The 21,137-nt window shown below is 55.6% G+C and carries 24 protein-coding genes and 1 tRNA gene; 9 read left to right on the top strand and 16 right to left on the bottom strand.

What is annotated here, in order from left to right; genetic code table 11:
- Nucleotides 1–720: 720 nt before the first annotated feature.
- Nucleotides 721–1,554, bottom strand: a complete 834-nt coding sequence (locus tag KIN_RS00945; protein WP_243144780.1) for a tyrosine-type recombinase/integrase — start codon at nt 1,552–1,554, stop codon at nt 721–723.
- A gap of 135 nt (nt 1,555–1,689) precedes the next feature.
- A tRNA-Ser gene (locus KIN_RS00940) sits at nt 1,690–1,779 on the bottom strand.
- A gap of 101 nt (nt 1,780–1,880) precedes the next feature.
- Between KIN_RS00940 and KIN_RS00935 the strand changes: the two genes are divergently transcribed.
- Together KIN_RS00935 and KIN_RS00930 are read left to right on the top strand one after the other, a co-directional pair.
- A complete protein-coding gene (locus tag KIN_RS00935; protein ID WP_159804092.1) occupies nt 1,881–3,116 on the top strand; it encodes a putative DNA modification/repair radical SAM protein in 1,236 nt (411 codons plus the stop codon).
- Complete coding sequence (locus tag KIN_RS00930) at nt 3,113–4,549, top strand: UdgX family uracil-DNA binding protein (RefSeq protein ID WP_159804091.1); 1,437 nt, start codon at nt 3,113–3,115, stop codon at nt 4,547–4,549. The genes KIN_RS00935 and KIN_RS00930 overlap by 4 nt, the downstream gene beginning before the upstream one ends.
- 6 nt (nt 4,550–4,555) lie before the next feature.
- Here KIN_RS00930 and ychF read toward each other — a convergent pair whose 3' ends face one another.
- Nucleotides 4,556–5,653 carry a redox-regulated ATPase YchF gene (ychF, locus tag KIN_RS00925; protein WP_159805282.1) on the bottom strand — a complete coding sequence of 366 codons (1,098 nt, stop codon included), beginning with the start codon at nt 5,651–5,653 and terminating at the stop codon, nt 4,556–4,558.
- A gap of 130 nt (nt 5,654–5,783) precedes the next feature.
- On the opposite strand from ychF, the gene trpA reads away from it, so the two are divergent.
- Nucleotides 5,784–6,575 carry a tryptophan synthase subunit alpha gene (trpA, locus tag KIN_RS00920; protein ID WP_159804090.1) on the top strand — a complete coding sequence of 264 codons (792 nt, stop codon included), beginning with the start codon at nt 5,784–5,786 and terminating at the stop codon, nt 6,573–6,575.
- A 3-nt stretch (nt 6,576–6,578) separates the two neighbouring features.
- On the opposite strand, the gene KIN_RS00915 is transcribed toward trpA, so the two are convergent.
- Together KIN_RS00915 and KIN_RS00910 are read right to left on the bottom strand one after the other, a co-directional pair.
- A complete protein-coding gene (locus KIN_RS00915; protein WP_159804089.1) occupies nt 6,579–7,028 on the bottom strand; it encodes a MarR family winged helix-turn-helix transcriptional regulator in 450 nt (149 codons plus the stop codon).
- The gene (locus tag KIN_RS00910; protein ID WP_159804088.1) at nt 7,021–8,130 is read right to left on the bottom strand and encodes an Acg family FMN-binding oxidoreductase; all 1,110 of its coding nucleotides are present in this window, start codon (nt 8,128–8,130) and stop codon (nt 7,021–7,023) included. Before KIN_RS00910 ends, KIN_RS00915 begins: the two co-directional genes overlap by 8 nt.
- Nucleotides 8,131–8,261: 131 nt before the next feature.
- On the opposite strand from KIN_RS00910, the gene KIN_RS00905 reads away from it, so the two are divergent.
- Both KIN_RS00905 and KIN_RS00900 read left to right on the top strand, forming a co-directional pair.
- Nucleotides 8,262–9,425 (top strand): alpha-hydroxy acid oxidase, encoded by a 1,164-nt coding sequence (locus KIN_RS00905; protein WP_159804087.1) that lies wholly within the window; start codon nt 8,262–8,264, stop codon nt 9,423–9,425.
- A gap of 83 nt (nt 9,426–9,508) precedes the next feature.
- Complete coding sequence (locus tag KIN_RS00900; RefSeq protein WP_159804086.1) at nt 9,509–9,799, top strand: hypothetical protein; 291 nt, start codon at nt 9,509–9,511, stop codon at nt 9,797–9,799.
- Here KIN_RS00900 and KIN_RS00895 read toward each other — a convergent pair.
- Nucleotides 9,748–10,920: an MFS transporter gene (locus KIN_RS00895; protein WP_159804085.1), complete on the bottom strand. Its 1,173-nt coding sequence runs from the start codon at nt 10,918–10,920 to the stop codon at nt 9,748–9,750. The two genes, KIN_RS00900 and KIN_RS00895, sit on opposite strands and share 52 nt — an antisense overlap.
- Nucleotides 10,921–11,089: 169 nt before the next feature.
- On the opposite strand from KIN_RS00895, the gene KIN_RS00890 reads away from it, so the two are divergent.
- On the top strand, nt 11,090–11,740 hold the full coding sequence (locus KIN_RS00890; RefSeq protein WP_159804084.1) for a 50S ribosomal protein L25/general stress protein Ctc: 651 nt from the start codon (nt 11,090–11,092) through the stop codon (nt 11,738–11,740).
- Nucleotides 11,741–11,818: 78 nt separating this feature from the next.
- On the opposite strand, the gene KIN_RS22330 is transcribed toward KIN_RS00890, so the two are convergent.
- Together KIN_RS22330 and KIN_RS22325 are read right to left on the bottom strand one after the other, a co-directional pair.
- On the bottom strand, nt 11,819–12,136 hold the full coding sequence (locus tag KIN_RS22330; protein WP_306438996.1) for a GNAT family N-acetyltransferase: 318 nt from the start codon (nt 12,134–12,136) through the stop codon (nt 11,819–11,821).
- A 6-nt stretch (nt 12,137–12,142) separates the two neighbouring features.
- Complete coding sequence (locus KIN_RS22325) at nt 12,143–12,337, bottom strand: GNAT family N-acetyltransferase (RefSeq protein ID WP_243144778.1); 195 nt, start codon at nt 12,335–12,337, stop codon at nt 12,143–12,145.
- A gap of 184 nt (nt 12,338–12,521) precedes the next feature.
- Between KIN_RS22325 and pth the strand changes: the two genes are divergently transcribed.
- From pth to KIN_RS00870, 3 genes are read left to right on the top strand one after another with little or no spacing between them, the layout of a single operon-like run.
- On the top strand, nt 12,522–13,205 hold the full coding sequence (pth, locus tag KIN_RS00880; RefSeq protein WP_159804083.1) for an aminoacyl-tRNA hydrolase: 684 nt from the start codon (nt 12,522–12,524) through the stop codon (nt 13,203–13,205).
- Nucleotides 13,202–14,227, top strand: coding sequence for a DUF2332 domain-containing protein (locus KIN_RS00875; RefSeq protein WP_159804082.1), 1,026 nt, complete (start codon nt 13,202–13,204; stop codon nt 14,225–14,227). The genes pth and KIN_RS00875 overlap by 4 nt, the downstream gene beginning before the upstream one ends.
- 31 nt (nt 14,228–14,258) lie before the next feature.
- Nucleotides 14,259–14,651, top strand: a complete 393-nt coding sequence (locus KIN_RS00870; protein ID WP_159804081.1) for a DUF2237 family protein — start codon at nt 14,259–14,261, stop codon at nt 14,649–14,651.
- Here the strand turns inward: KIN_RS00870 and KIN_RS00865 are convergent.
- The 8 genes from KIN_RS00865 to rpsA all read right to left on the bottom strand — a co-directional run bounded on the left by KIN_RS00865 (nt 14,648) and on the right by rpsA (nt 20,912).
- Entirely contained in the window at nt 14,648–15,154 is a 507-nt protein-coding gene (locus KIN_RS00865; RefSeq protein WP_159804080.1) for a helix-turn-helix transcriptional regulator, read from the bottom strand. The genes KIN_RS00870 and KIN_RS00865 overlap by 4 nt on opposite strands.
- Before the next feature lie 6 nt (nt 15,155–15,160).
- Nucleotides 15,161–15,667, bottom strand: a complete 507-nt coding sequence (locus KIN_RS22215; RefSeq protein ID WP_174239087.1) for a PepSY domain-containing protein — start codon at nt 15,665–15,667, stop codon at nt 15,161–15,163.
- A 67-nt stretch (nt 15,668–15,734) separates the two neighbouring features.
- Nucleotides 15,735–16,064: a hypothetical protein gene (locus tag KIN_RS00855; protein ID WP_159804079.1), complete on the bottom strand. Its 330-nt coding sequence runs from the start codon at nt 16,062–16,064 to the stop codon at nt 15,735–15,737.
- A 269-nt stretch (nt 16,065–16,333) separates the two neighbouring features.
- Nucleotides 16,334–17,566 (bottom strand): tryptophan synthase subunit beta, encoded by a 1,233-nt coding sequence (gene trpB, locus KIN_RS00850; protein ID WP_159804078.1) that lies wholly within the window; start codon nt 17,564–17,566, stop codon nt 16,334–16,336.
- Nucleotides 17,567–17,626: 60 nt separating this feature from the next.
- Complete coding sequence (locus tag KIN_RS00845) at nt 17,627–18,286, bottom strand: phosphoribosylanthranilate isomerase (protein ID WP_159804077.1); 660 nt, start codon at nt 18,284–18,286, stop codon at nt 17,627–17,629.
- Nucleotides 18,287–18,289: 3 nt separating this feature from the next.
- A complete protein-coding gene (locus tag KIN_RS00840; protein ID WP_159804076.1) occupies nt 18,290–18,649 on the bottom strand; it encodes a LapA family protein in 360 nt (119 codons plus the stop codon).
- A gap of 7 nt (nt 18,650–18,656) precedes the next feature.
- Nucleotides 18,657–18,944, bottom strand: a complete 288-nt coding sequence (ihfB, locus tag KIN_RS00835) for an integration host factor subunit beta (RefSeq protein ID WP_159804075.1) — start codon at nt 18,942–18,944, stop codon at nt 18,657–18,659.
- 288 nt (nt 18,945–19,232) lie between these two features.
- Nucleotides 19,233–20,912 (bottom strand): 30S ribosomal protein S1, encoded by a 1,680-nt coding sequence (gene rpsA, locus KIN_RS00830; RefSeq protein ID WP_159804074.1) that lies wholly within the window; start codon nt 20,910–20,912, stop codon nt 19,233–19,235.
- Nucleotides 20,913–21,137 lie beyond the last annotated feature (225 nt).

The following is a 21,137-nucleotide window of genomic DNA, read 5'->3' as shown; positions in this document are numbered from 1 at the left end:
TTGCCATAACAATCCCGCAATATTCGGTGCAGATTGATAGCGTTCATTTGAGAGAAGGCGTCATGGCGAAGGGTGGAACCGCAATTTTACTGAGTATCGGCTTGATCGGTATGGCTATGTTCGTGCTTTTCGATGATCATGCCTTCAGAAATGAATCCGAGTCAGTCACACTTCTAGTCTTAGATGAGGGCAAAAAGAGGAACGCGAGACCAGGAGGCGGTGGTTTTTCATACAGCCCGAAATTCACACTTAATTCGGAAGACGGCCCCCAAGTGGAATACACGCATCACCTCTTGTTTTGGCTCGGGTCCAAGCCTCACGAGGCCGGAGAGAGCGTTGCTGGTTTTCACAATGAATCGACGGGCAAGCTGACAAGCGAAGAGATTTTGGACCGGAATCGATATGTTTGGTTTACCGTAATATTTTTCGGTATCGTTGGAATAATTCGTGGTATGCGAACACTTTAGGTTGAGCCTACACCCCGAAATAAAATCAATGTCATGGACCGGCCACACCCCCTCGCATCGTACGAATATGATCTTGCAACGGGTTTGATAGCGCGACTGGCGGTTCATTCAAGTTCCGTGCTCAATCTGCTGTGCTCATTTCGATATTACATATGTAACCGTTCGGCCTGCCCGCCCTGACGCCTAAAGTTCTACTGATGCACGCTGTTAAAAAGGAAGACATAATCCTAAACTATCCCGGCAGACGCGCCCACTACCAGCGCTTAGGCCGGTCTGTAACCTTTTGCGTTGATCTGTGAGGATGGCCGCTAAATTGGTGTGTTTCTCGTCCACTTTGGTCAATAGAGCGGGTAACACATGTAAACATAAGTGCCTTCGCCGCCATCGCAGGGCGCGTTTTCAAATCAGCATAGAACGCAGGCACGTCCTTCCAAAGCATCGCTTTATGATGCTTTACCTTAGCTTTGACTTTGGGAAGCACGCCAGCGTCTTTAATCGCTGTCACGGGGTTTTCACCACTCCGAAAACCTTTAGAGCGTGCGACATCCAAGACAGTTTTTATACGCTGGGCTAGTCGTTTAGCGGTTTCGTGTTTTTCCGTCCAGATCGGCGCAAGGCACATCATGACCTCCGGCTGATCTACGCTATCAATCGGCATTCGACCAATCTTTGGAAAAGCATAGTCGCGCAGAGTGTTGATCCATTGCTGACCATGCTTGGCGTTTTTCCATGTTGGCATTCGGTCAATATGGACTTGTTGCGCCACCTCTTCAAAAGTTGGCACCTCTTGGCGCGCATTGAAACGCGGATTCAAACCTTGCTTTGCCATGCGCCTATATTCCAGCGCGCGTTCTCTTGCTTGGTTGATCGTGACAATATCGGCCCCACCCAAGCCAAAATCCGTGCGCAGTGGAGCGCCCTTCTTATTTTTCTGCCCTTTGACAACTACGCGCACGATCCAACGCCGCGCCCCCGATGGATCAACGACAAGATACAATCCATTGCCATCGCCGTGCCGCCCAGCGCCAAGGTTTTCGACTAACTTCTTTGTCAGCTTCCCAGATAAGGTCATTCGAAAATACCACATTCTATACCACTCAAGGAAAGAATATATGCGTTATCGAAAGAAACTCAAGACAACCGAACCACAGCCATAAATCCAAGCAAACAAAGGAAAAAGACGGCCCAAATCGACCCGCTCAAATTCATTGAAAATGTGTAGTGGCGGAGACGAAGGGATTCGAACCCTCGAGACGGTTTCCCGCCTACTCCCTTAGCAGGGGAGCGCCTTCGACCACTCGGCCACGTCTCCGCCGACCCGTTTAGCGACAAGTCAGCAAGCCTGCAAGGTTAGATCGCAACAGAATGTCACAGCTTATTGCGCCGATCAAAATGAGAACATAACATGAACGAATGGCGCGACTCGATTTACAGAAGAAGCTGGCAATCCTAAGCGACGCGGCGCGCTATGATGCGTCTTGCGCGTCAAGCGGATCGACCAAGCGGGACAGCCGGGATGGCAAGAGTCTGGGTTCAAACGAAGGCTCCGGCATATGCCACGCCTATGCACCGGACGGGCGCTGTATCAGCCTTCTGAAGATACTGATGACGAACTTCTGCATTTACGATTGCGCCTATTGTATCAACCGGGTCTCGTCCAATGTGCAACGGGCGCGGTTCAGCGTCGATGAGGTCGTTTCGCTTACGGTAGAATTCTACCGGCGTAATTACATCGAAGGTCTTTTCCTGTCGTCTGGCATCATCAAATCGCCTGACGCGACCATGTCGGATATGGTTCAGATCGCGCGCAAACTTCGGCATGATGAGAACTTTCGCGGCTACATTCATTTGAAGACCATTCCCGATGCTGCGCCCGAATTGATTGAAGAGGCCGGACTGCTAGCGGACCGACTTTCAATCAATGTGGAGTTGCCGACGGACGGCGCTGTCAAATCCTACGCGCCCGAAAAAAATCCGGATACAATCCGAAAGGCGATGGCGGACGTCAGACTGGCCAAACAGGTTCGCAGTGAAAAAAGCCACACGGGAAAGCGCCCGCCGAAATTCGCCCCGGCCGGGCAAAGCACGCAAATGATTGTCGGTGCGGACGGGTCAACGGATACAACCATCCTGGGAAACTCCACGCGGCTCTATTCCAGCTACAAGCTCAAGCGCGTGTATTACTCGGCCTTTTCGCCGATACCGGATGCTTCCCGAAACCTGCCCCTGATCAAACCACCTTTGCAGCGGGAACATCGGCTGTACCAAGCGGACTGGTTGCTCAGGTTCTACGGCTTCGATTTGTCTGAAATTACAGGTGGCAGAGCAGACGGAAATCTGGATTTAGAGATCGACCCAAAACTGGCTTGGGCACTGGCAAACCGTCATCAGTTCCCCGTCGACGTGAACAAAGCGGATCGGGAGCTGCTTTTGCGCATTCCGGGGTTTGGCGTCAAAACAGTCAATCGAATTCTGAGCACGCGGCGCCATAGATATTTGCGGTATGAAGATTTGATGCGAATGGGGGCGTCGATGAAAAAGGCGCGTGCCTTCGTGACGCTTGGCGGGTGGTCACCCGGTACGTTGACCGACAGTGTCGATCTGCGGGCGCGCTTCGCCCCACCACCAGAGCAATTGAGCCTTCTATGACAGGCCAGGTTGCGATTGATCTGCCCCAACAGGGGACGTGGGTTGCGTGGCGCGATGCTGCCCGGGCACTCATGCAATCAGACACCCCGCCGGAGTGTGTGATCTGGTCGTTCGCCAATGGACCTGCCGATCTTTTCGCAGCGCCCCTGCCCGCCCAAGCCGAAGGTCAAATCACCGTTTCGAAGGCGTTTGTCGCAATGGCGCAAACCGTGATCTGGCATTCGGATCCGGAACGGTTCGCGCGGCTCTACGCTTTTTTGTGGCGGATGCGGACAAAGCCGCAGTTGATGATCGATAGGGCGGATCCGGATTTGGCCCGCTTGCGCCAGTTGGAAAAGAACGTTCGCCGCTGCCAACACAAAATGAAAGCGTTCGTCCGGTTTCGCGAACTTCCGACATCTGCTGCCCGGCGGAAATTCGCGGCATGGTTCGAGCCGACCCATTTCACGGTCGAGCCGACCGCCCCCTTCTTCGCCCGGCGTTTTGCAGACATGGATTGGATGATCGCCACGCCAGATGCGACGGCCACATTCGAGGATGGCAAGTTGTCGTTTCATGGCGGATGCGAGAAACCGGATCTGCCGGAGGACGCCACCGAAGACCTATGGGGCACGTATTTTTGCAACATTTTCAATCCTGCGCGGGTGAAGCTGAACGCGATGCAATCAGAAATGCCAAAGAAATACTGGAAGAATATGCCAGAGACACGGCATATCCCCGAACTGATCGCAACGGCCGAAGCACGTGTGCGCGAGATGCAGTTGAATGCGCCGTCTTTGCCACCGCTTCGTGCGGCTCGGATAAGCGAACGGCTGCAGGATCAACGCGCAGGATCTGCTGAAACCGGTGCGGACCTTAAAGGATGTACAGCCTGCCCTTTGCATGCCAACGCCACGCAGGTCGTACCGGGTGAGGGGCCGCCGACGGCGGAGTTGATGTTTGTCGGCGAGCAGCCCGGCGATCAGGAGGATCTGGCAGGGCGGCCATTTGTGGGTCCGGCTGGCCAGGTATTCGATGCAGCTCTGACTTTGGCCAATATCGAGCGCGATAAGGTCTTCGTTACAAATGCCGTAAAGCATTTCAAATTCAAACCACGGGGGCGCAGACGGATTCATCAGCGTCCATCAAGCGACGAGGTTCAGCGTTGCAAATGGTGGCTTGATGCAGAACGTGCCCAAATCAAACCGAAGGTGATCGTGGCTTTGGGCGCGACAGCCGCCGAGGCGTTGACCGGTTCGGGTAAAGATCTTCTCAAGCGACGCGGCCAGATTGAGTTGGCAACAGATGGCACACCTATCTTCATCACGGTTCACCCGTCCTATCTGCTAAGGCTGACCGACAAAAAGGTTCGGGCAGCAGAACAGATCGCATTCGAAAACGACTTTCGGAGGGCGTCAGAGATAGTAGCGCAGCTCCGGATCAACGCGCCTTAGGCAAAATCAGGTGTTGAACAGGAAGTGCAGAACGTCGCCGTCTTTGACAGTGTACCCCTTGCCTTCCGCCCGCATCTTCCCGGCCTCCTTTGCCGACTGTTCACCTTTAAGCGTGACATAGTCGTCATAGGCAATCGTCTCGGCGCGAATGAACCCTTTTTCGAAGTCCCCATGGATCACACCGGCGGCTTGAGGCGCCATCGTGCCGTGCTTGATGGTCCAGGCCCGTGCTTCTTTTGGACCGACCGTAAAGTAGGTCTCGAGATGAAGAAGCGCATAGCCCGCCCGGATTAGCCGGTCGAGGCCTGCTTCCTCTAGCCCCATCTCGCTCAGGAACATCTCAGCCTCGTCCGCATCAAGTTGGCTGATCTCTTCCTCGATCTGCGCGGAAATCACCACATGGGCTGCGCCTTGTTCCTCTGCCATGACCGCGACCTTGTTCGAAAAAGCGTTGCCAGTTGCGGCAGATGCCTCATCCACATTGCAAACATAGAGGATCGGCTTGGTGGTCAGAAGCTGCAGCATCTTCCAGGACTTCTGGTCATCTACATCCACCTCAACTGTTCGCGCGGGTCGCCCGTCTTCGAGGGCCGCCATCGCGGCGCGCAACAGCCGTTCTTGCTGGACCGCCTCCTTGTCGCCGCCGCGAACCTTGCGGACGATGTTTTGCAACCGCTTCTCGATGCTTTCTAGGTCTGCCAGCATCAGTTCCGTTTCGATGGTCGCTGCGTCCGCCAACGGGTCAACTCTGCCATCCACATGGGTGATGTCGCCGTCTTCAAAGCAACGCAGCACATGGGCGATCGCATCGGTTTCGCGAATATTGGCCAGAAACTGATTTCCCAGCCCCTCCCCCTTCGAGGCACCTTTGACCAACCCAGCAATATCGACAAATGTCATGCGGGCCGGGATGATCTGGCGCGAGTTGGCGATCTCGGCCAAGGTATCGAGCCGATCATCCGGTACGGCAACCTCGCCCACGTTGGGCTCGATGGTGCAAAACGGAAAGTTCGCAGCCTGAGCGGCGGCCGTGCGGGTCAGCGCGTTAAACAGCGTTGATTTGCCCACATTCGGCAAACCGACAATACCCATTTTGAAGCCCATGATCCGCGCCTTTCGCTTGTCCGGTTCGGAGCGCATGTAGGGGCCGAGGTCCGATCTCGTCAAGCGGGGCATTGATTTTCCGCCGCGTTCTGGTGCACACCGCCAGAGGCGCTTTGGCAAGGAACACCAGATGACACGGATCGACGACACATTTGCGCGGCTCAAAGTCGAGGGAAAGAAAGCCTTCGTGTCTTATGTCATGGCGGGCGATCCAAACTATGAAAAATCTTTGGAGATCGTGAAAGGACTGCCTGCCGCGGGTGTCGATATCATTGAGCTTGGCTTGCCGTTCACGGATCCAATGGCGGATGGAAGCACAATCCAGTTGGCTGGACAGCGGGCGCTGGAAGCGGGACAAACCCTTGAAAAAACGCTGGAGATGGTACGAAGCTTCCGCGAAACTGACGACACGACACCGATCGTTATGATGGGGTACTACAACCCGATCTATTCACGCGGCGTGGACAAATTCTTGCAGGACGCCAAAGATGTCGGCATCGACGGGTTGATCATCGTGGACCTGCCGCCCGAAGAGGATGAGGAACTTTGTATTCCCGCCCAAAAAGCCGGTTTAAATTTCATTCGGCTGGCGACGCCGACGACCGACGAAAAACGGCTTCCGACCGTGCTTCGGAACACCTCCGGCTTTGTATACTACGTTTCGATTACTGGGATTACTGGAGCAGCCGAGGCCCAGGCCGCCGACGTCGCCCCCGAAGTTGCGCGGATCAAGTCAGATACTGATCTGCCGGTTATTGTTGGATTTGGGGTGAAGACACCCGAAACGGCAGAAGCGATTGCAGGTGTCGCGGATGGCACCGTTGTGGGGTCGGCTATTGTCCAGAAAATTGCGGATGACGCGCCGGTTGCTGACGTTCTGAGCTTTGTGAAAAGTCTCGCAGAGGGGGCCCACAGGGCTTAGATGTTAGGTGTCGCGCATCTTGTCCAGATAGGCCCGCACACTTTCAAGCAGCGGCAATCCGTTTTCGATCTGCTCCACCGGGAACCGCGCGGCGATCTTTTGGAAATCTGGCCCGAGCGCATCAATGGTACGCTCGCGCACTTTTCGGCCCTCCTCCGTCAGCCAGACCTGTTTTGAGCGGCCATCTTTCGGATGGGGCCGCATTTCGATCAGCCCATGCCGTTCAAGACCAGAGAGCGTATGGGTCATCGATGTCTTTGGAACTTGAAAGGCTCGCGCCATGTCTAAAGGTGTCTTGCCATCCCCTAGGCGTGTCAGATGGTTCAGAACCGTAAAATGGGGCGCGATCAAACCGTTTGGCAGCCGCGCCTCCAGCATGGCGCGGCTGAGTTGTTCAATGATGGCAACCTCGTTGAAGAACGAAAAATAGGTTCCGACAGACTTCTTATCCATTCCTAAGGCGCGTCTCCAGCGGCCAGCGCGGCGTGCGCGGCGTCAGTTGACCGTATCCGAGAAGACCCAGCATTTGAACCGTCTCGCCATCCTCCGCAAATTTTTCATGGATCGCTTTGTAGGGTCCCTCCATCTCAGGATATTCCTGCAGGGCCTGACTGATCGGACGAAGGGCAAGTCCCAAAGAGGTCGTCGCAAGGTTCAGCCGGAGCCACTGTTGCCCAGCCTCAATCTGGTTCTCTTGGGTATTCCCTTGTGTGGTTTGGACGACGAAGGCAGGGGCCTGATTAACAGCATCAACCATGTCTTGAACCGCAGCTTGTGTACCAGGATTTTCGAGATCAGCCGCGACCTCTCGGGTAAACAAACCCACCTTGTTGAGCGCTTCTAGCATGGGTCCACCAAGGTCGATACCGTCCGGCTGTGCGTTTATCTCTGACTTTCCTATACGGAACAGGTCTATGCTTTCCTGCCATGCATCTTGGGTATTGGCCTCGATCAACCATGCCTCGACGCCGATCTCTTTTAAGGCCGCGACATTCTCGGGATCAGTGTAGATTGTTGCGTAGGCCGCAAGTTGTTTCTCTTTGTCAGCCTCGATGGTGCGTGGATCGAACATGTCCTTATGGCTTCGCCGTTCCATCACATGGGCAAAAAGCGGGTCTGATTTGGCCGCATTCGGTATGAATGTACACAACGCAACCTGATTGGCTTCCCATTCCGGGAATAGCGTCATTTCGACATCGAAGCCTTCTTCGGCGGCAGCGAGTTTCATCAACTCAAGAAAACACCCCATTCCGATCGTAAGCTGACGCGCAAACGGATCCGTCACCGGAAGATTCCGAGTCGGATCGCGATAGATCGCAACTTGATTGTCACCGATCAACTCCGCCTCCCAGGGTTGGCGATTGTGGGGATTGGGTGCGAGCAACGCGTAAGACAGCGCGCGAAGCCGCGGGTCGTCATAGGTGCCGGCGTCGGCCCATGGAGACAGGGCTTTGCTGGGGGTGCGGGTCATGATGAAACCGGCAGATGCAGCCCCCGCTGCAAAGATTGTTCCACCCCCAATGAGCGCAAGAGTTTTTCGACGGGAAAGGGTCATTTCAAGCTCCATTAATACGATATCGAACTATATAGTACGATATCGCACTAAACTCAACCTAAATTCACGCATTGCGCGAAATCCTCGATATAGGTAAGAAAAACTAACCAATTTTGCCGGTAAGGACGCCTATGCCCGTCATCACAGAGATCGAGGACCTCAAGCGCATCTATAAACGACGCGTCCCGAAGATGTTCTATGACTACGCAGAATCGGGCAGTTGGACCGAACAGACATTCCGCGAGAACTCGTCCGATTTTGATCGAATTCGCCTGCGCCAGCGCGTGGCCGTTGACATGGAAGGGCGCAGCACGTCATCGCAGATGGTTGGACGGGACGTTAAGATGCCCGTTGCCCTTGCCCCCGTTGGCCTGACCGGGATGCAACATGCGGACGGTGAAATTCTGGCTGCCAAGGCAGCAGAGAAATTCGGGGTGCCGTTCACCCTGTCGACTATGTCCATCTGCTCAATCGAGGATGTGGCCGAGAACACAAGCGCACCGTTCTGGTTTCAACTCTATGTCATGCGGGATGAAGAGTTCATCGCGAATTTGATCAACCGGGCGCATCAGGCAAATTGCGACGCGCTGGTTCTTACGCTGGACCTTCAAATCCTTGGGCAACGCCACAAGGACATCAAAAACGGATTGTCCGCCCCGCCGAAGCTGACTCCTTACGTGATTGCCGATCTTGCGACCAAATGGCGGTGGGGCATTCAAATGCTGCAAACCCATCGCCGGACGTTCCGTAATATCGTGGGTCACGCAAAGGATGTCGACGACGTCTCATCCCTGCACAGCTGGACCGCGCAGCAGTTCGACCCGCGACTGAATTGGGACACGGTCAAAAACTACCGCAAGCAGTGGGACCGCAAGCTGATCCTGAAGGGAATTTTGGACGCAGATGATGCCAAGAAAGCCTTGGACGTCGGAGCAGATGCAATCGTCGTATCCAATCATGGCGGGCGTCAATTGGACGGCGCCTTAAGTTCTATTCAGGTACTTCCTCAAATCATGGACGCGGTCGGCGATAAGATCGAAGTGCATCTGGACAGCGGTATCCGTTCGGGCCAGGACGTTCTCAAAGCTTTGGCAATGGGTGCGGCAGGCACCTACATCGGGCGCGCCTTTGTGTATGGTCTGGGTGCGATGGGTCAGAAGGGTGTCGAGGAAGCGTTGCGCGTCATACATTCCGAGCTCGACACCACGATGGCGCTTTGCGGCGAAAAAGACGTGAAGAACTTAGGCCGACACAACCTTCTGGTCCCGAAGGACTTTGAGGGCGATTGGGCCTAAGCGCAGGTTTTACGGGCCTCTCATTTCACTAGGATAAACCTCCCCGCAATCGCATCAGGGAGATTTTACATGCCTGAACATATATGTGTTGCAACGGCTTTGCCATCACGGCGGCTTCGGCCGAACCCTTCACGTTCGTTGCTTTGGACGCCATTATCTATGGCGCGCCAGATGAAGCGTTCCCGCCCTACGAGACACTGATCGACACCATCAAAGCCCGCACTGAAATGTTCGGGGCGGACGACATGCACGCTGTCGAGATCAGTGTGGGCCCGGACGATGTCGGCGCATTCCGCTATGCGCGTGCCATGAACCGGGCTCTTTATCCAAGCCAGCCGCGACCGGGCTGTTCGCTTGGCTTAATCGCTCGTTGAAACAGGATCAGGCTTGGCAGGCAGAACAAAAGTATGGTCGCGACAACCAGAAAGGACACCCTAAGGCTGCTCGCCTCGGAGACAAACCCGATCAACGGTGGCCCAACGAAAAAGCCCATGTAGCCAATCATGGCAGTGCGGGAAATGACATGGGTACGCATCCCACCCGGGGCCAGTTTTCCTGCAAGCGCGAGGGCCATGGGCGCGGTCACGGATATGCCCAGACCCGCCAATGCAAATCCCACGTACGCCATTGCGACAGTGCTTGCAGAGGCCGCTATAATACAGCCCACACTGCCCAAGGTGGCGGCCATTGCGATAACAAAGCGTTCTGATAGATGTGCCGCGACCAATTGGCCACTCAACCGCCCGATCAACATGGTTATGCCCAGAAGCGCGGGACCCAATGCTCCCTCGGCAGGCCCTGCCCCAAGGGTCCGTTCGAGATGCAGCGCGGACCATCCCTCAATCGATTGCTCTGCCAGAAACCCGGCCAAAACAATCACACCGGCCCAGAAAACGAACCCCGGCAGCCGTTTTCTGCTCTGGCTTGTTTCGGGCGCGTCCTCCTCCAACGGTGCAAGAACCATCATACGTCCGCAGACAAGAACGATAAGCAGGATACCGGTGAACATCATCCATGCGGGAACGCCTGCTTCGCGCGCGGGCGCGCATGCGAGCGCCGCCAAACCGTAGGCTGCCGAAAAGCCAGCGTGATTGAGGTTCATGAGCGAGCTGCCAGACGCCGCCTCAATCTGCGAGACCCGGGCGTTCATCACAACATCAAGCAGACCGGATCCGGTCCCGACAAACAGCATCAGCGCGATAAAGATGAGCAGCGACGTACTGGCCGCAGGCCCGATGAACGCAGCCGCCATAAAAATCGCCGCGATCGGCATCGCCAATCGCGTCACCCGCTGGTCAAACCGCGGGGCGATCCAAAGTCCCAGCAGCGCCCCTGCAGAGGACACCAAGAGACCCATGGCAAATTGCGCATCACTCGCTGAGATGGCCGCCTTGATCTCTGGCACATAGGCGGCAAATGTTCCCCACACCAAGCCTTCCGCCGCAAAAGCGGGCAGCGTATGACGTGACAGACGAAGGGAATGATCAAAGCGCATTGGTCGGGGCTATCGCTCCATCTCTTCGCTCACAAGTCACGAATTCCTACGGACATGTTCGCACGCGTGAGAATCGGCTGGACAAGTCACCGGTGCTCCTTTATCGCCACGGCTTCACGCGGCCCGACACCCTTGGAGGCAGCCGCATTTACATTGATGGAGAAAGCTCATGGCTGGAGAGATCCCTGATCTCGTAGCCGAGGCACGGACGGGGACAGGCAAGGGGGCCGCCCGTCAAGCACGCCGCGAAGGCAAGGTGCCCGGTATCGTTTATGGTGGTGGCGTAGACCCAACACCGATTAACATTCCCTTTAACGTGTTGTTCAAGAAGTTGAAGGCAGGCCGCTTCCTGTCCACGCTCTACAACATGAAAGTAGAAGGCCAAGACGACGTACGCGTTATTTGCCGTAATGTGCAACGCGACGTGGTCAAGGACCTGCCAACGCACGTGGATTTCATGCGCTTGCGCAGGACCACAAAAATCAACCTGTTCATTCCGCTGGAATTCACAGGCGAAGACGTGGCACCCGGCATCAAGAAAGGCGGGGTCCTGACTGTTGTGCGTCCTGAGATCGAACTGATCGTGACCGCAGGCGACATCCCTGAAAGTATCACGGCTGATGTGTCAGAAATGGAAATTGGCGATACGCTGACGATCTCGTCGATCAATCTGCCAGAGGGTGCAAAACCCACCATCGACCGTGACTTCGTGATTGCGAACGTGCAAGCACCATCCGGTCTTGCGTCACAGAACGATGACGACGAAGAGGAAGAAGTTGCAGCAGACGAAGTGCCCGCAACTGAAGTCTCTGAAGACTGATAGTGTTCTTTCGGAAGTTTTGAAACGCGGGCACTGGAAACAGGCCCGCGTTTCTACTTAAAGCCCTTAGATTTCACATCAGGACTCGGCGGACCTTGGTAGTCGGTAAATATCGCGCTCTATGCCATCGGGAAACTTGTCTCGCCCGATAACCTTGCCGCCAAGAGATCTGACCAAGGAGCGCGCTGCGACATTTTCATCCTTCATATGCGTCTGGACCAAGTCCCAATCCAGTACGTCGTATCCGAACTTGATTGCGGCGAGCGAAGCCTCTTTGGCAAATCCACGACGCCGTTCTGAGGCGGCGATCCACCATGTAAGTTCTGATCTTGGCCAACCATCGGGCCATGCGAATCCGCAGCTGCCAACCACAGATCCGACGTCCTTTTTCTGAATGGTCCATTAGCCGTACCTACGCAGATACCAGTGCCCCAGTACACTGGCCAAACTGTTCCAGGCCTCCTTGGTCGACAGTGGTCCGCCATAAAACTCGGACGCTTCGCCGTCCGCAAAGAACGCGCGATATGCTTCAACGTCTACTTCGCAAGGAGCGCGCAAAACAAGACGGTCAGTCTCCAGGCGTGGGATCTCAAACATGCAGGCTTCTCTATTTCTAAGGCATAAGTGCTAAGGGTAACGCAATCTTTGTGAAAAGAAGCTGACAACATCGAGCCCCGCCTGAAATCCTACGAAGGCTGCTCTGCTGATCTAATATTGAAGTCCTGCAAGCCCACGCGTTTACGATCTTTTAGAATCTGGCGCCAAACGATAGAAAATCCTCATGAAACTTTTCGTTGGCCTTGGAAATCCCGGTGCGAAATACGCGCAGAACCGGCATAATATCGGTTTTATGGCGGTCGATCAGATCGCGCAGAATCACGGCTTTTCCAGTTGGAAAAAGAAGTTCCAGGGACAGATCAGCGAAGGACGCCTTGGCTCAGACAAGATCGTCCTGTTGAAGCCCGAAACTTTCATGAACCGCTCTGGCCAATCCGTGGGCGAGGCGATGCGGTTTTACAAGCTCGACAGCACGGACATTACGGTGTTCCACGACGAGATCGATCTTGCGCCGTCAAAGGTTCGCGTAAAGGCGGGCGGTGGCCACGCAGGGCACAACGGGCTGCGGTCCATCCACGAACATATCGGGCCGCATTATGATCGGGTCCGTCTTGGCGTGGGTCATCCCGGTCATAAGGACAAAGTGCCAGGATATGTGCTTCACGATTTCCCCAAAAGCGATCGCGATTGGCTGGATGACGTGATCCGCGGGATTGGGGATGGGGCGCCCCATCTTGCCGATGGCGACAGCGGGCGCTTCATGAACGCAGTTGCGCTACGGGTTGCGCCACCTCGGTCGTCGACGACCACACCAAAGCCGCAGAAAGTGGTCGCCGCCCACGCGCCGGAAGATCCTGTGCCTGATGCCCGCACAGCGGTCCAAAAGCTGATTGATCGTTTCAGATGACCTTTAAGGACGCGCTGAGACACCAAGCTCGCTCCTGCACCGGATTGGGATCCCCCTTCATGGGTCGGCTTATGACCCTGTTTGCCGACCGTCTGAGGCCCGAGACCGCCATCGCAAACAGGTTGTTCAACTGGCAGGGTGATTTGTCACCCTCTGGCCAGTCTGTCCCACTTCGCCTGGCAGGCGCCCTGCACGCAACAGCGCTGCAAGGTGGCCCGCTGCGAGATGTATATCCTCCGCACACTGTGTCGGACGATGCGTTGTGGTCCGCAGTCAAAGAAACGCTCATCCGTGATGAGGCGCAACTGGACCGCTGGCTCGATAGCCCGCCGCAGACGAACGAGGTCCGGCGTAGCGCTGTTTTGATTGCAGCGGGGCGGTGGCTTGCTGACAGATATGGACTGCCGCTTGTTCTGTCTGAGCTTGGGGCCAGCGCAGGTCTGAACCTCTTCTGGGATCGGTACGCGCTTGATGTCGGCGGGCAGATTTTTGGGGATCCGGTCGCAACAGTGAGGCTTGCGCCAGACTGGCAAGGGCCCACCCCTGCAACGTCACAGCCGCAGGTCGCGGATCGGCGCGGAATAGATCTCAACCCGCTAGATCCCAACCAACCAGCCGATGCCCTGCGTTTGCGGGCGTATCTTTGGCCCGACCAGCCAGAGCGCCGCGCCCTGACAGATGCCGCAATCGCGCTCGCAACACCAAGCGTTGACCGTGGTGATGTCGCATCGTGGCTTGAGCAGCGTTTGTCGCAAACGCGAAAAGGTCATGTACATCTGATCTATCACACCATTGCTTGGCAGTACTTCCCGCAGGAAAGCCAGAAGAGGGCAACGCGCGCGATAGAAAGCGCCGGTCAGAAAGCCACCGCGGATGAACCGCTGGCGTGGTTTGGAATGGAATCGGACGGAACACCGGGCAGCGCAGGGCTGACGCTTCGCCTTTGGCCGGGGGATCTCGTGTTCAAAATGGGCCGCGCGGGGTTCCATGGCCAACATGTGGAATGGACACCACCCGACTGACCGCTATCTTAAGCCGGTAAGGGAGATGCACATGGATAAAGCACCGTCGATCAACGTCTTTGGCACCAAGCTGGAGCATTGTTCCAACAATCCCGTGACAGGCTTTTTCCGCAACGGCTGCTGCGACACGGGATCTGCAGACAGAGGAAGCCATACGGTGTGCGCTGTGATGACCGATGAGTTTCTCGCGTTGTCAAAATACCTCGGGAACGACCTCAGTACACCAATGCCGCAATTTGGTTTCAAGGGTCTGAAAGCGGGCGACAAATGGTGCCTTTGCGCCGCGCGGTTCCTACAAGCACATGAGGAAGGCGCCGCGCCAAAGGTCAGCCTAGCCTCGACCCATGAACAAGCACTCAACATCGTGCCGCGTAGCGTGTTAGAGGAGCACGCACTGGACCTTCCTGATATCGATCAGAGCTAGCTCGCTAGATCTGAAATCAGTGTCTCGCTCATCAGATCATCTACAAAGAGGCTCATAAGTTGCGCCCGCCCGCTTACGCCAGCTTTGCGATAGATCGCGTTTGTTTGAGCCTTCACGGTCCCTTCGCTCGTTTCCCTCAAAGCAGCGATCTCCGATGTTGAAAGCCCTTTCAGTGCGAATAGCGCGACATCACGTTCCGCTGGCGTCAACTGCCATTGATTGAATTTTTCGAAGATCAATTCTGCGAACGCGCCGGATGCCACCCGAAGTTGAGACTCCACATGTAGATTGCGCCGCGATACATGCCTGAGAGCCACAGCCCCCACGGCCACCCCAAGAAGAAGGCCCACCGACGCGCCAATCTCAATCAACTCGTGAAACTGCCAACTGATTGGCACAGACGTCAGTCCGAACACCGAGATGAGAATATCAGAGACAAAGAAAACCGCGCATAACACTTGGACGCCGAGGATAATGGCAAAGGTGATCGGGTTGCTCAACATGGCGGATCAATCGTCATCGCCATCGTCGTCACCATCATCGTCATCGCTGTCGTCGTCACCATCGTCATCATTGTCGTCGTCGTCATCATCACTGTCGTCGTCATTGTCGTCGTCGTCATCTCCTCCTTCATTGTCATCATCGTCGCCATTCGAGCCGCCGCCCGACGACCCGCTTCGACCATCATCATCCCGACCCGAGATGTTGCCACGTTCGTCGTCGTTGTCACCGCCAAGGATATTCGGACTGGCAACACCGTTGCTACCAATCCTGGCAGAGAAATCGCGAAGAATTACTCCAGTTGACGGACTGAGAACAATTTCTCTGCGGAACTGCCCGCGTGTCGCCGAGAACTTGAGGCGCCCCAGCAATGTGCGCGAAACCTCAATATTCCGGTAACCTTGTCGCTGAAGCTGGTGGCGCACGCTGCGTTCGACAGACTGTGAGCTTCCCACTGTTGGGGTAATCACGCAGGTCAGCCCGATCAGGAACGCGCGTCGGTTCATCTTAACCATACTGGTCCCCTGGTTAAGACCCCCCGCTGATGAAGCGAGAGGTCGCATTGCTCACTTGATCGCATGATCAGTCGTCATCGTCGTCATCGTCATCATCATCGTCTTCATCATCATCGTCATCATCATCGTCATCATCGTCTTCATCATCATCGTCATCTTCATCTTCATCATCATCTTCATCATCATCCTCGTCGTCGTCGTCGTCGTCGTCGTCGCGGAACGTCGTGTCACCGCCATTGCGAAAAGATGAGAGGAACTCTTTCAAGTCTTCGCCAACTTGCGCCATGCGGATATCATGGGGTGCTTTATCGCCGGTTTCCGTAGAGACTGCCGGGAGGGCGAACGCCGTCGTCCCCATGAGTATTGCTGCGGTGGAGAGGGCAAGTATCTTTGGCATCTTTTAGTCCTTTCAAGGCTGCGGCGCCGCGACGTGCGGTGCCTGAGTACCTTGACTGTGACCACCCCGAATTTTTCGAGCTATTTTCAAAAGGTTTAGCACGAGCTTCGTAAACCGGTCATGTACAGGAATAAACTGAGGTTTACCCGTGAAGACCATCTCTGAATCGTCACCTGCGGCGTGTGCGGCCGCGGGCTAAACCAAAGATATATACAAAGGGAGGATGCACCGCGCCAATTGCGGAGCGCTCGGTCTGATCGCTGCGAACTTTAAGCGCCTGTGTTCATCTCGAAACCGAGCGCTTTGGCGACGGTGAAGATATCCTTGTCGCCTCGGCCGCACATATTCATGCAGATCACATGATCCTTCGGCAGATCAGGAGCGATCTTCATGACATGAGCCAATGCATGGCTGGGCTCAAGTGCAGGGATGATCCCTTCCTGCTCACAGCACAACTGAAAGGCTTCGAGGGCTTCAGCATCGGTGATCGCGACATATTTGGCACGGCCGATCTCATGCAACCAAGCGTGTTCTGGGCCGATACCCGGATAGTCCAGACCAGCAGAAATCGAAAAACCCTCAAGGATCTGTCCGTCATCATCCTGCAAAAGATAGGTCCGGTTGCCATGCAAAACGCCCGGCCGCCCACCAGTCAGCGACGCGCAGTGCTCCATCTTCGCATTTACACCCTTTCCACCAGCTTCGACGCCGATGATCTCGACCTCTTTGTCGTCGAGAAAGGGGAAGAAAAGACCCATCGCATTTGACCCGCCGCCGATCGCGGCGATGAGCGTGTCGGGCAAACGGCCGATCTGTTCTTCTAATTGCGCTTTCGCTTCCTTGCCGATGATAGCTTGAAAATCACGGACCATGGCCGGGTACGGGTGCGGGCCCGCGACTGTCCCGATACAGTAGAATGTATCCCGCACGTTGGTCACCCAGTCGCGCAGCGCGTCGTTCATAGCGTCCTTCAACGTACCGCGGCCGGAGGTCACAGGAATGACTTCGGCCCCCAACAGACGCATCCGGAACACGTTGGGCGCCTGACGTTCCACATCATGCGCACCCATATAGACCACACATTTCAGACCAAATTTCGCGCATACAGTCGCCGTCGCAACACCGTGCTGGCCCGCGCCTGTTTCCGCAATTATGCGTGTCTTTCCCATTCGCCGCGCCAGAATAATCTGACCCAACACGTTGTTGATTTTGTGTGCGCCCGTGTGGTTCAATTCATCGCGCTTCATGTAGATCTGCGCACCGCCCAAATGCGCGGTCAAACGCTCTGCGAAGTACATTGGCGAAGGGCGGCCGACGTAGTTAGTCCAAAGATCGTTCATCTCTGCCCAGAAGCTGTCGTCTGTTTTGGCCTTCTCGTATTCGTCTTCGAGAGACAGGATCAGCGGCATCAGTGTTTCGCTAACAAACCGACCGCCAAACTTTCCGAAACGGCCCGTTTCGTCGGGCCCGGTCATAAAGCTGTTAAAGAGGTCGTTGGCCATCAAAGTGCTCCCTGCATCGAAGGCCTGCATCTTTCTAAAAAATGCAGTGACTACAAGCCCTCAAATCGCCGCGTCACGTGCAGGCATCCGAGCCGCGTCACAAAATGCGACGATTTTGGCCGCGTCCTTGACCCCGGGCGCGCGTTCCACCCCCGACGAGACGTCCACTTGGTCCGCACCAGTCAACCGCAGGGCATCCGCCACATTGGTCAGATTCAATCCACCGGCCAACATCCAAGGAACCGGCCACCGACGCCCTGCGATCAACCGCCAATCGAAAGTCAGACCATTGCCCCCAGGCAACTGAGCGGACTTCGGGGGCTTCGCATCGACAAGTATCTGATCAGCAACTTGTAAGTGATCTGACAACGCAGGCAAATCGCCCTCATCCGCGATGCCGACCGCCTTCATGACCGGCAAGCCGTAGCGCGACCGCACATGCACAACCCGATCTGGTGTTTCATGCCCGTGAAGTTGCAGCATATCCAGCGGAACCGCCTCAATCAGAGCGTCCAATTCGGCATCGGTTGCATCTACCGTCAGTGCGACCTTGGCCAGTCCCACTGGTACGGACAACGCGACGTCGCGCGCCATATCTACCTCAAGATGTCGGGGGGATTTAGGGAAGAAGACCAAACCAACATAATTTGCTCTGGCCGCCACGCAGGCCGCGACATCATCCGCGCTCCGCAGACCGCAAATCTTGACGCGAACATTCATGTATCAGCGGGAGGGCTGGGCGTCGTCGAGAAGTGCCAGAACGTCGTCCTTGCCTTCATTCGTGCGACGCTTGAGACCTTTGACTTCGCGAGCGAGCTTTTCTTTCTCACGGCGCTGCGCGCGTGCCTCGGCCCGGTGTTTATGCTCACGCAGCCATTCCCACACGAAACCAATCAGAAGTCCGACCACGATGCTGATAAAGATGATCAGATAGAGTGGCAACGTATAGCTGAACGGTTGGCCCAGATAGGCCGACAGTTCCGGCGGCAAAACCTGAACATTCACGCTGTCCCTGTTGGCGAGCGCCACCACAACCAAGCAGATCGCGACGAGTGCTAGAAACAGGTACTTTACGTAGCGCATGAGTTTTTCAGCTTTCCTTGCCGTTCAGACGATCTCGGAGCAATTTTCCGGTCTTGAAGAATGGAACGTGCTTCTCTTCCACATCAACGGCTTCACCTGTCCGTGGGTTCCGTCCGGTGCGTGCACCGCGTGCTTTCACTGAGAATGCACCAAACCCTCGCAGCTCCACCCGGTTGCCGGAAGAAATGGCCTCGATGATTTCGTCAAAAATCGTGTTCACAATTCGCTCCACATCGCGGTGGTAGAGATGTGGATTTTCGTCAGCGATCTTTTGGATCAACTCCGAGCGTATCATGAACAATCCTCCCCAGGACTTTGCCGAACCACGAGCCCGTGATGTCCCAGACTATAGGCCTATTCTGCTTTTCGATAAAAGACATTAGGCCGCTTTGGCATTGATACAATGGGGAAAAATTCATTTTATCACGCTCCAGCAGGCGTATGCGCGGTCTGAGGCAGCGTTTGAGCGAAATATCAGCAGCGTTCTTCTCGCTTTCGGGAAGAATCGATTCGAGGCTGTGATGGTCCAGTAAAAAAGGCCTCGCACGTGCGAGGCCTTCTTCAATTCTCAGATCGTCGGACTTTAATCGTCGTCGCTTTTCAACGCTGCGCCGAGGATATCACCAAGTGATGCACCGGAGTCGGAGGAGCCGTACTGTTCCACGGCCTCTTTCTCTTCTGCGATCTCACGTGCCTTAATGGACAGGCCCAAACGGCGGGTCTTGCTGTCGACGTTGGTTACGCGAACGTCAACTTTGTCGCCAACTTGGAAGCGCTCGGGACGTTGTTCCGCACGATCACGGGACAAATCGGACCGGCGAATGAAGGATTTCGCCCCTTCATACTCGACCTCAATGCCACCGTCTTCGATGGATGTGACCTCAACGGTGATGATCGAGCCGCGCTTGACGCCCTCGGTCGCTGTGTCGAAGGATCCGTCGAGTGCCTTGATGGACAACGAAATCCGCTCTTTCTCGACATCCACTTCGGTGACCACAGCTTTGACCATGTCGCCCTTGCGGAAATCGCCCAGCGCGTCTTCGCCGCGGCCGTCCCACGTAATGTCGCTGAGGTGCACCATGCCGTCGATATCGTTGTCGAGACCAACAAACAGACCGAACTCGGTGATGTTTTTGACTTCGCCTTCGATCTCGGTTCCCACAGGATTGTTCTCGGCGAACACTTCCCAAGGGTTGCGCATGGTTTGCTTGAGACCAAGCGATACGCGGCGTTTCGCGCTGTCGATCTCCAGCACCATGACCTCAACCTCTTGCGAGGTGGACACGATTTTGCCTGGATGTACGTTTTTCTTGGTCCAGGACATCTCGGAGACGTGGACCAGACCTTCGACGCCGGGCTCAAGTTCAACAAACGCACCGTAATCGGTGATGTTTGTCACGCGACCTTGATGCACGCTGTCCAGCGTGTACTTGGCTTCAACCGCATTCCAAGGATCGTCCTGCAACTGCTTCATGCCGAGGCTGATGCGGTGTGTTTCCTTGTTGATCTTGATGACCTGAACTTTAACGGTTTCGCCGATGGAAAGGATTTCACGCGGATCGTTGACGCGGCGCCATGCCATGTCTGTGACGTGCAGCAGGCCATCCACACCGCCCAAATCGACGAATGCGCCGTACTCGGTGATGTTTTTGACCACGCCGTCAACAGCCTGACCTTCTGTAAGGTTGCCGATGACTTCTGCACGCTGTTCAGCACGGGATTCTTCAAGGATCGCGCGGCGTGACACAACGATGTTGCCCCGGCGGCGGTCCATTTTCAGAATCTGGAAAGGCTGCTTCATACCCATGAGTGGGCCAGCGTCGCGCACGGGGCGCACGTCGACTTGTGAACCGGGCAGGAATGCTACAGCGCCGCCCAGATCTACGGTGAAACCACCTTTGACGCGACCGAAGATTGCACCCTCGACGCGTGCTTCGTCGGCATATGCTTTTTCGAGACGATCCCACGCTTCTTCACGGCGGGCCTTGTCACGGCTGATGGAGGCTTCGCCACGCGCATTTTCAACGCGCTCGAGGAAGACTTCTACCTCGTCGCCAACGTCGATTTTCGGGCTTTCACCGGGATCAGCAAATTCTTTGAGCTCGACGCGGCCTTCCATTTTGTAGCCGATGTCGATGATGGCCTGTCCCGCTTCGATTGCGATGACTTTGCCTTTGACAACCGAACCCTCGTCCGGGGTGTCCATTTCGAAGCTTTCGTTCAGGAGGGCTTCGAATTCCTCCATAGATGCGCTTTGAGCCATGTGGTCTCAGGTTTCCTTTACTAGTGCTTTGACTGGCCGCGCGGTTGTCTCCGCCGGTCTTTGGATTTCAATTGGCCGGTGCTTTGGTCATAAGTGAGACACGCATAAAACAAAGAGGGCCGGTGCAAACCGACCCTGCCTCTTACGTCCCACAGCTGTTTCCGCCGCATCAACGCGCGCCGTATAGCAAGGGCGATGCCGAAGAGCAAGGGGCGCGATGATCCA

Source organism: Litoreibacter roseus (genome assembly GCF_009811795.1).
GTDB lineage: Bacteria > Pseudomonadota > Alphaproteobacteria > Rhodobacterales > Rhodobacteraceae > Litoreibacter > Litoreibacter roseus.
The sequence above is the reverse complement of the archived record's forward strand: the minus strand, read 5'-3'. Positions and strand labels throughout refer to the sequence as shown.

Coding starts and splice junctions, on each gene's coding strand:
- KIN_RS00945 (WP_243144780.1), bottom strand. CDS start 1,554: ATGTGGTATTTTCGAATGACCTTATCTGGGAAGCTGACAAAGAAGTTA.
- KIN_RS00935 (WP_159804092.1), top strand. CDS start 1,881: ATGGCGCGACTCGATTTACAGAAGAAGCTGGCAATCCTAAGCGACGCG.
- KIN_RS00930 (WP_159804091.1), top strand. CDS start 3,113: ATGACAGGCCAGGTTGCGATTGATCTGCCCCAACAGGGGACGTGGGTT.
- ychF (WP_159805282.1), bottom strand. CDS start 5,653: ATGGGCTTCAAAATGGGTATTGTCGGTTTGCCGAATGTGGGCAAATCA.
- trpA (WP_159804090.1), top strand. CDS start 5,784: ATGACACGGATCGACGACACATTTGCGCGGCTCAAAGTCGAGGGAAAG.
- KIN_RS00915 (WP_159804089.1), bottom strand. CDS start 7,028: ATGGATAAGAAGTCTGTCGGAACCTATTTTTCGTTCTTCAACGAGGTT.
- KIN_RS00910 (WP_159804088.1), bottom strand. CDS start 8,130: ATGACCCTTTCCCGTCGAAAAACTCTTGCGCTCATTGGGGGTGGAACA.
- KIN_RS00905 (WP_159804087.1), top strand. CDS start 8,262: ATGCCCGTCATCACAGAGATCGAGGACCTCAAGCGCATCTATAAACGA.
- KIN_RS00900 (WP_159804086.1), top strand. CDS start 9,509: ATGTGTTGCAACGGCTTTGCCATCACGGCGGCTTCGGCCGAACCCTTC.
- KIN_RS00895 (WP_159804085.1), bottom strand. CDS start 10,920: ATGCGCTTTGATCATTCCCTTCGTCTGTCACGTCATACGCTGCCCGCT.
- KIN_RS00890 (WP_159804084.1), top strand. CDS start 11,090: ATGGCTGGAGAGATCCCTGATCTCGTAGCCGAGGCACGGACGGGGACA.
- KIN_RS22325 (WP_243144778.1), bottom strand. CDS start 12,337: ATGTTTGAGATCCCACGCCTGGAGACTGACCGTCTTGTTTTGCGCGCT.
- pth (WP_159804083.1), top strand. CDS start 12,522: ATGAAACTTTTCGTTGGCCTTGGAAATCCCGGTGCGAAATACGCGCAG.
- KIN_RS00875 (WP_159804082.1), top strand. CDS start 13,202: ATGACCTTTAAGGACGCGCTGAGACACCAAGCTCGCTCCTGCACCGGA.
- KIN_RS00870 (WP_159804081.1), top strand. CDS start 14,259: ATGGATAAAGCACCGTCGATCAACGTCTTTGGCACCAAGCTGGAGCAT.
- KIN_RS00865 (WP_159804080.1), bottom strand. CDS start 15,154: ATGTTGAGCAACCCGATCACCTTTGCCATTATCCTCGGCGTCCAAGTG.
- KIN_RS22215 (WP_174239087.1), bottom strand. CDS start 15,667: ATGGTTAAGATGAACCGACGCGCGTTCCTGATCGGGCTGACCTGCGTG.
- KIN_RS00855 (WP_159804079.1), bottom strand. CDS start 16,064: ATGCCAAAGATACTTGCCCTCTCCACCGCAGCAATACTCATGGGGACG.
- trpB (WP_159804078.1), bottom strand. CDS start 17,566: ATGGCCAACGACCTCTTTAACAGCTTTATGACCGGGCCCGACGAAACG.
- KIN_RS00845 (WP_159804077.1), bottom strand. CDS start 18,286: ATGAATGTTCGCGTCAAGATTTGCGGTCTGCGGAGCGCGGATGATGTC.
- KIN_RS00840 (WP_159804076.1), bottom strand. CDS start 18,649: ATGCGCTACGTAAAGTACCTGTTTCTAGCACTCGTCGCGATCTGCTTG.
- ihfB (WP_159804075.1), bottom strand. CDS start 18,944: ATGATACGCTCGGAGTTGATCCAAAAGATCGCTGACGAAAATCCACAT.
- rpsA (WP_159804074.1), bottom strand. CDS start 20,912: ATGGCTCAAAGCGCATCTATGGAGGAATTCGAAGCCCTCCTGAACGAA.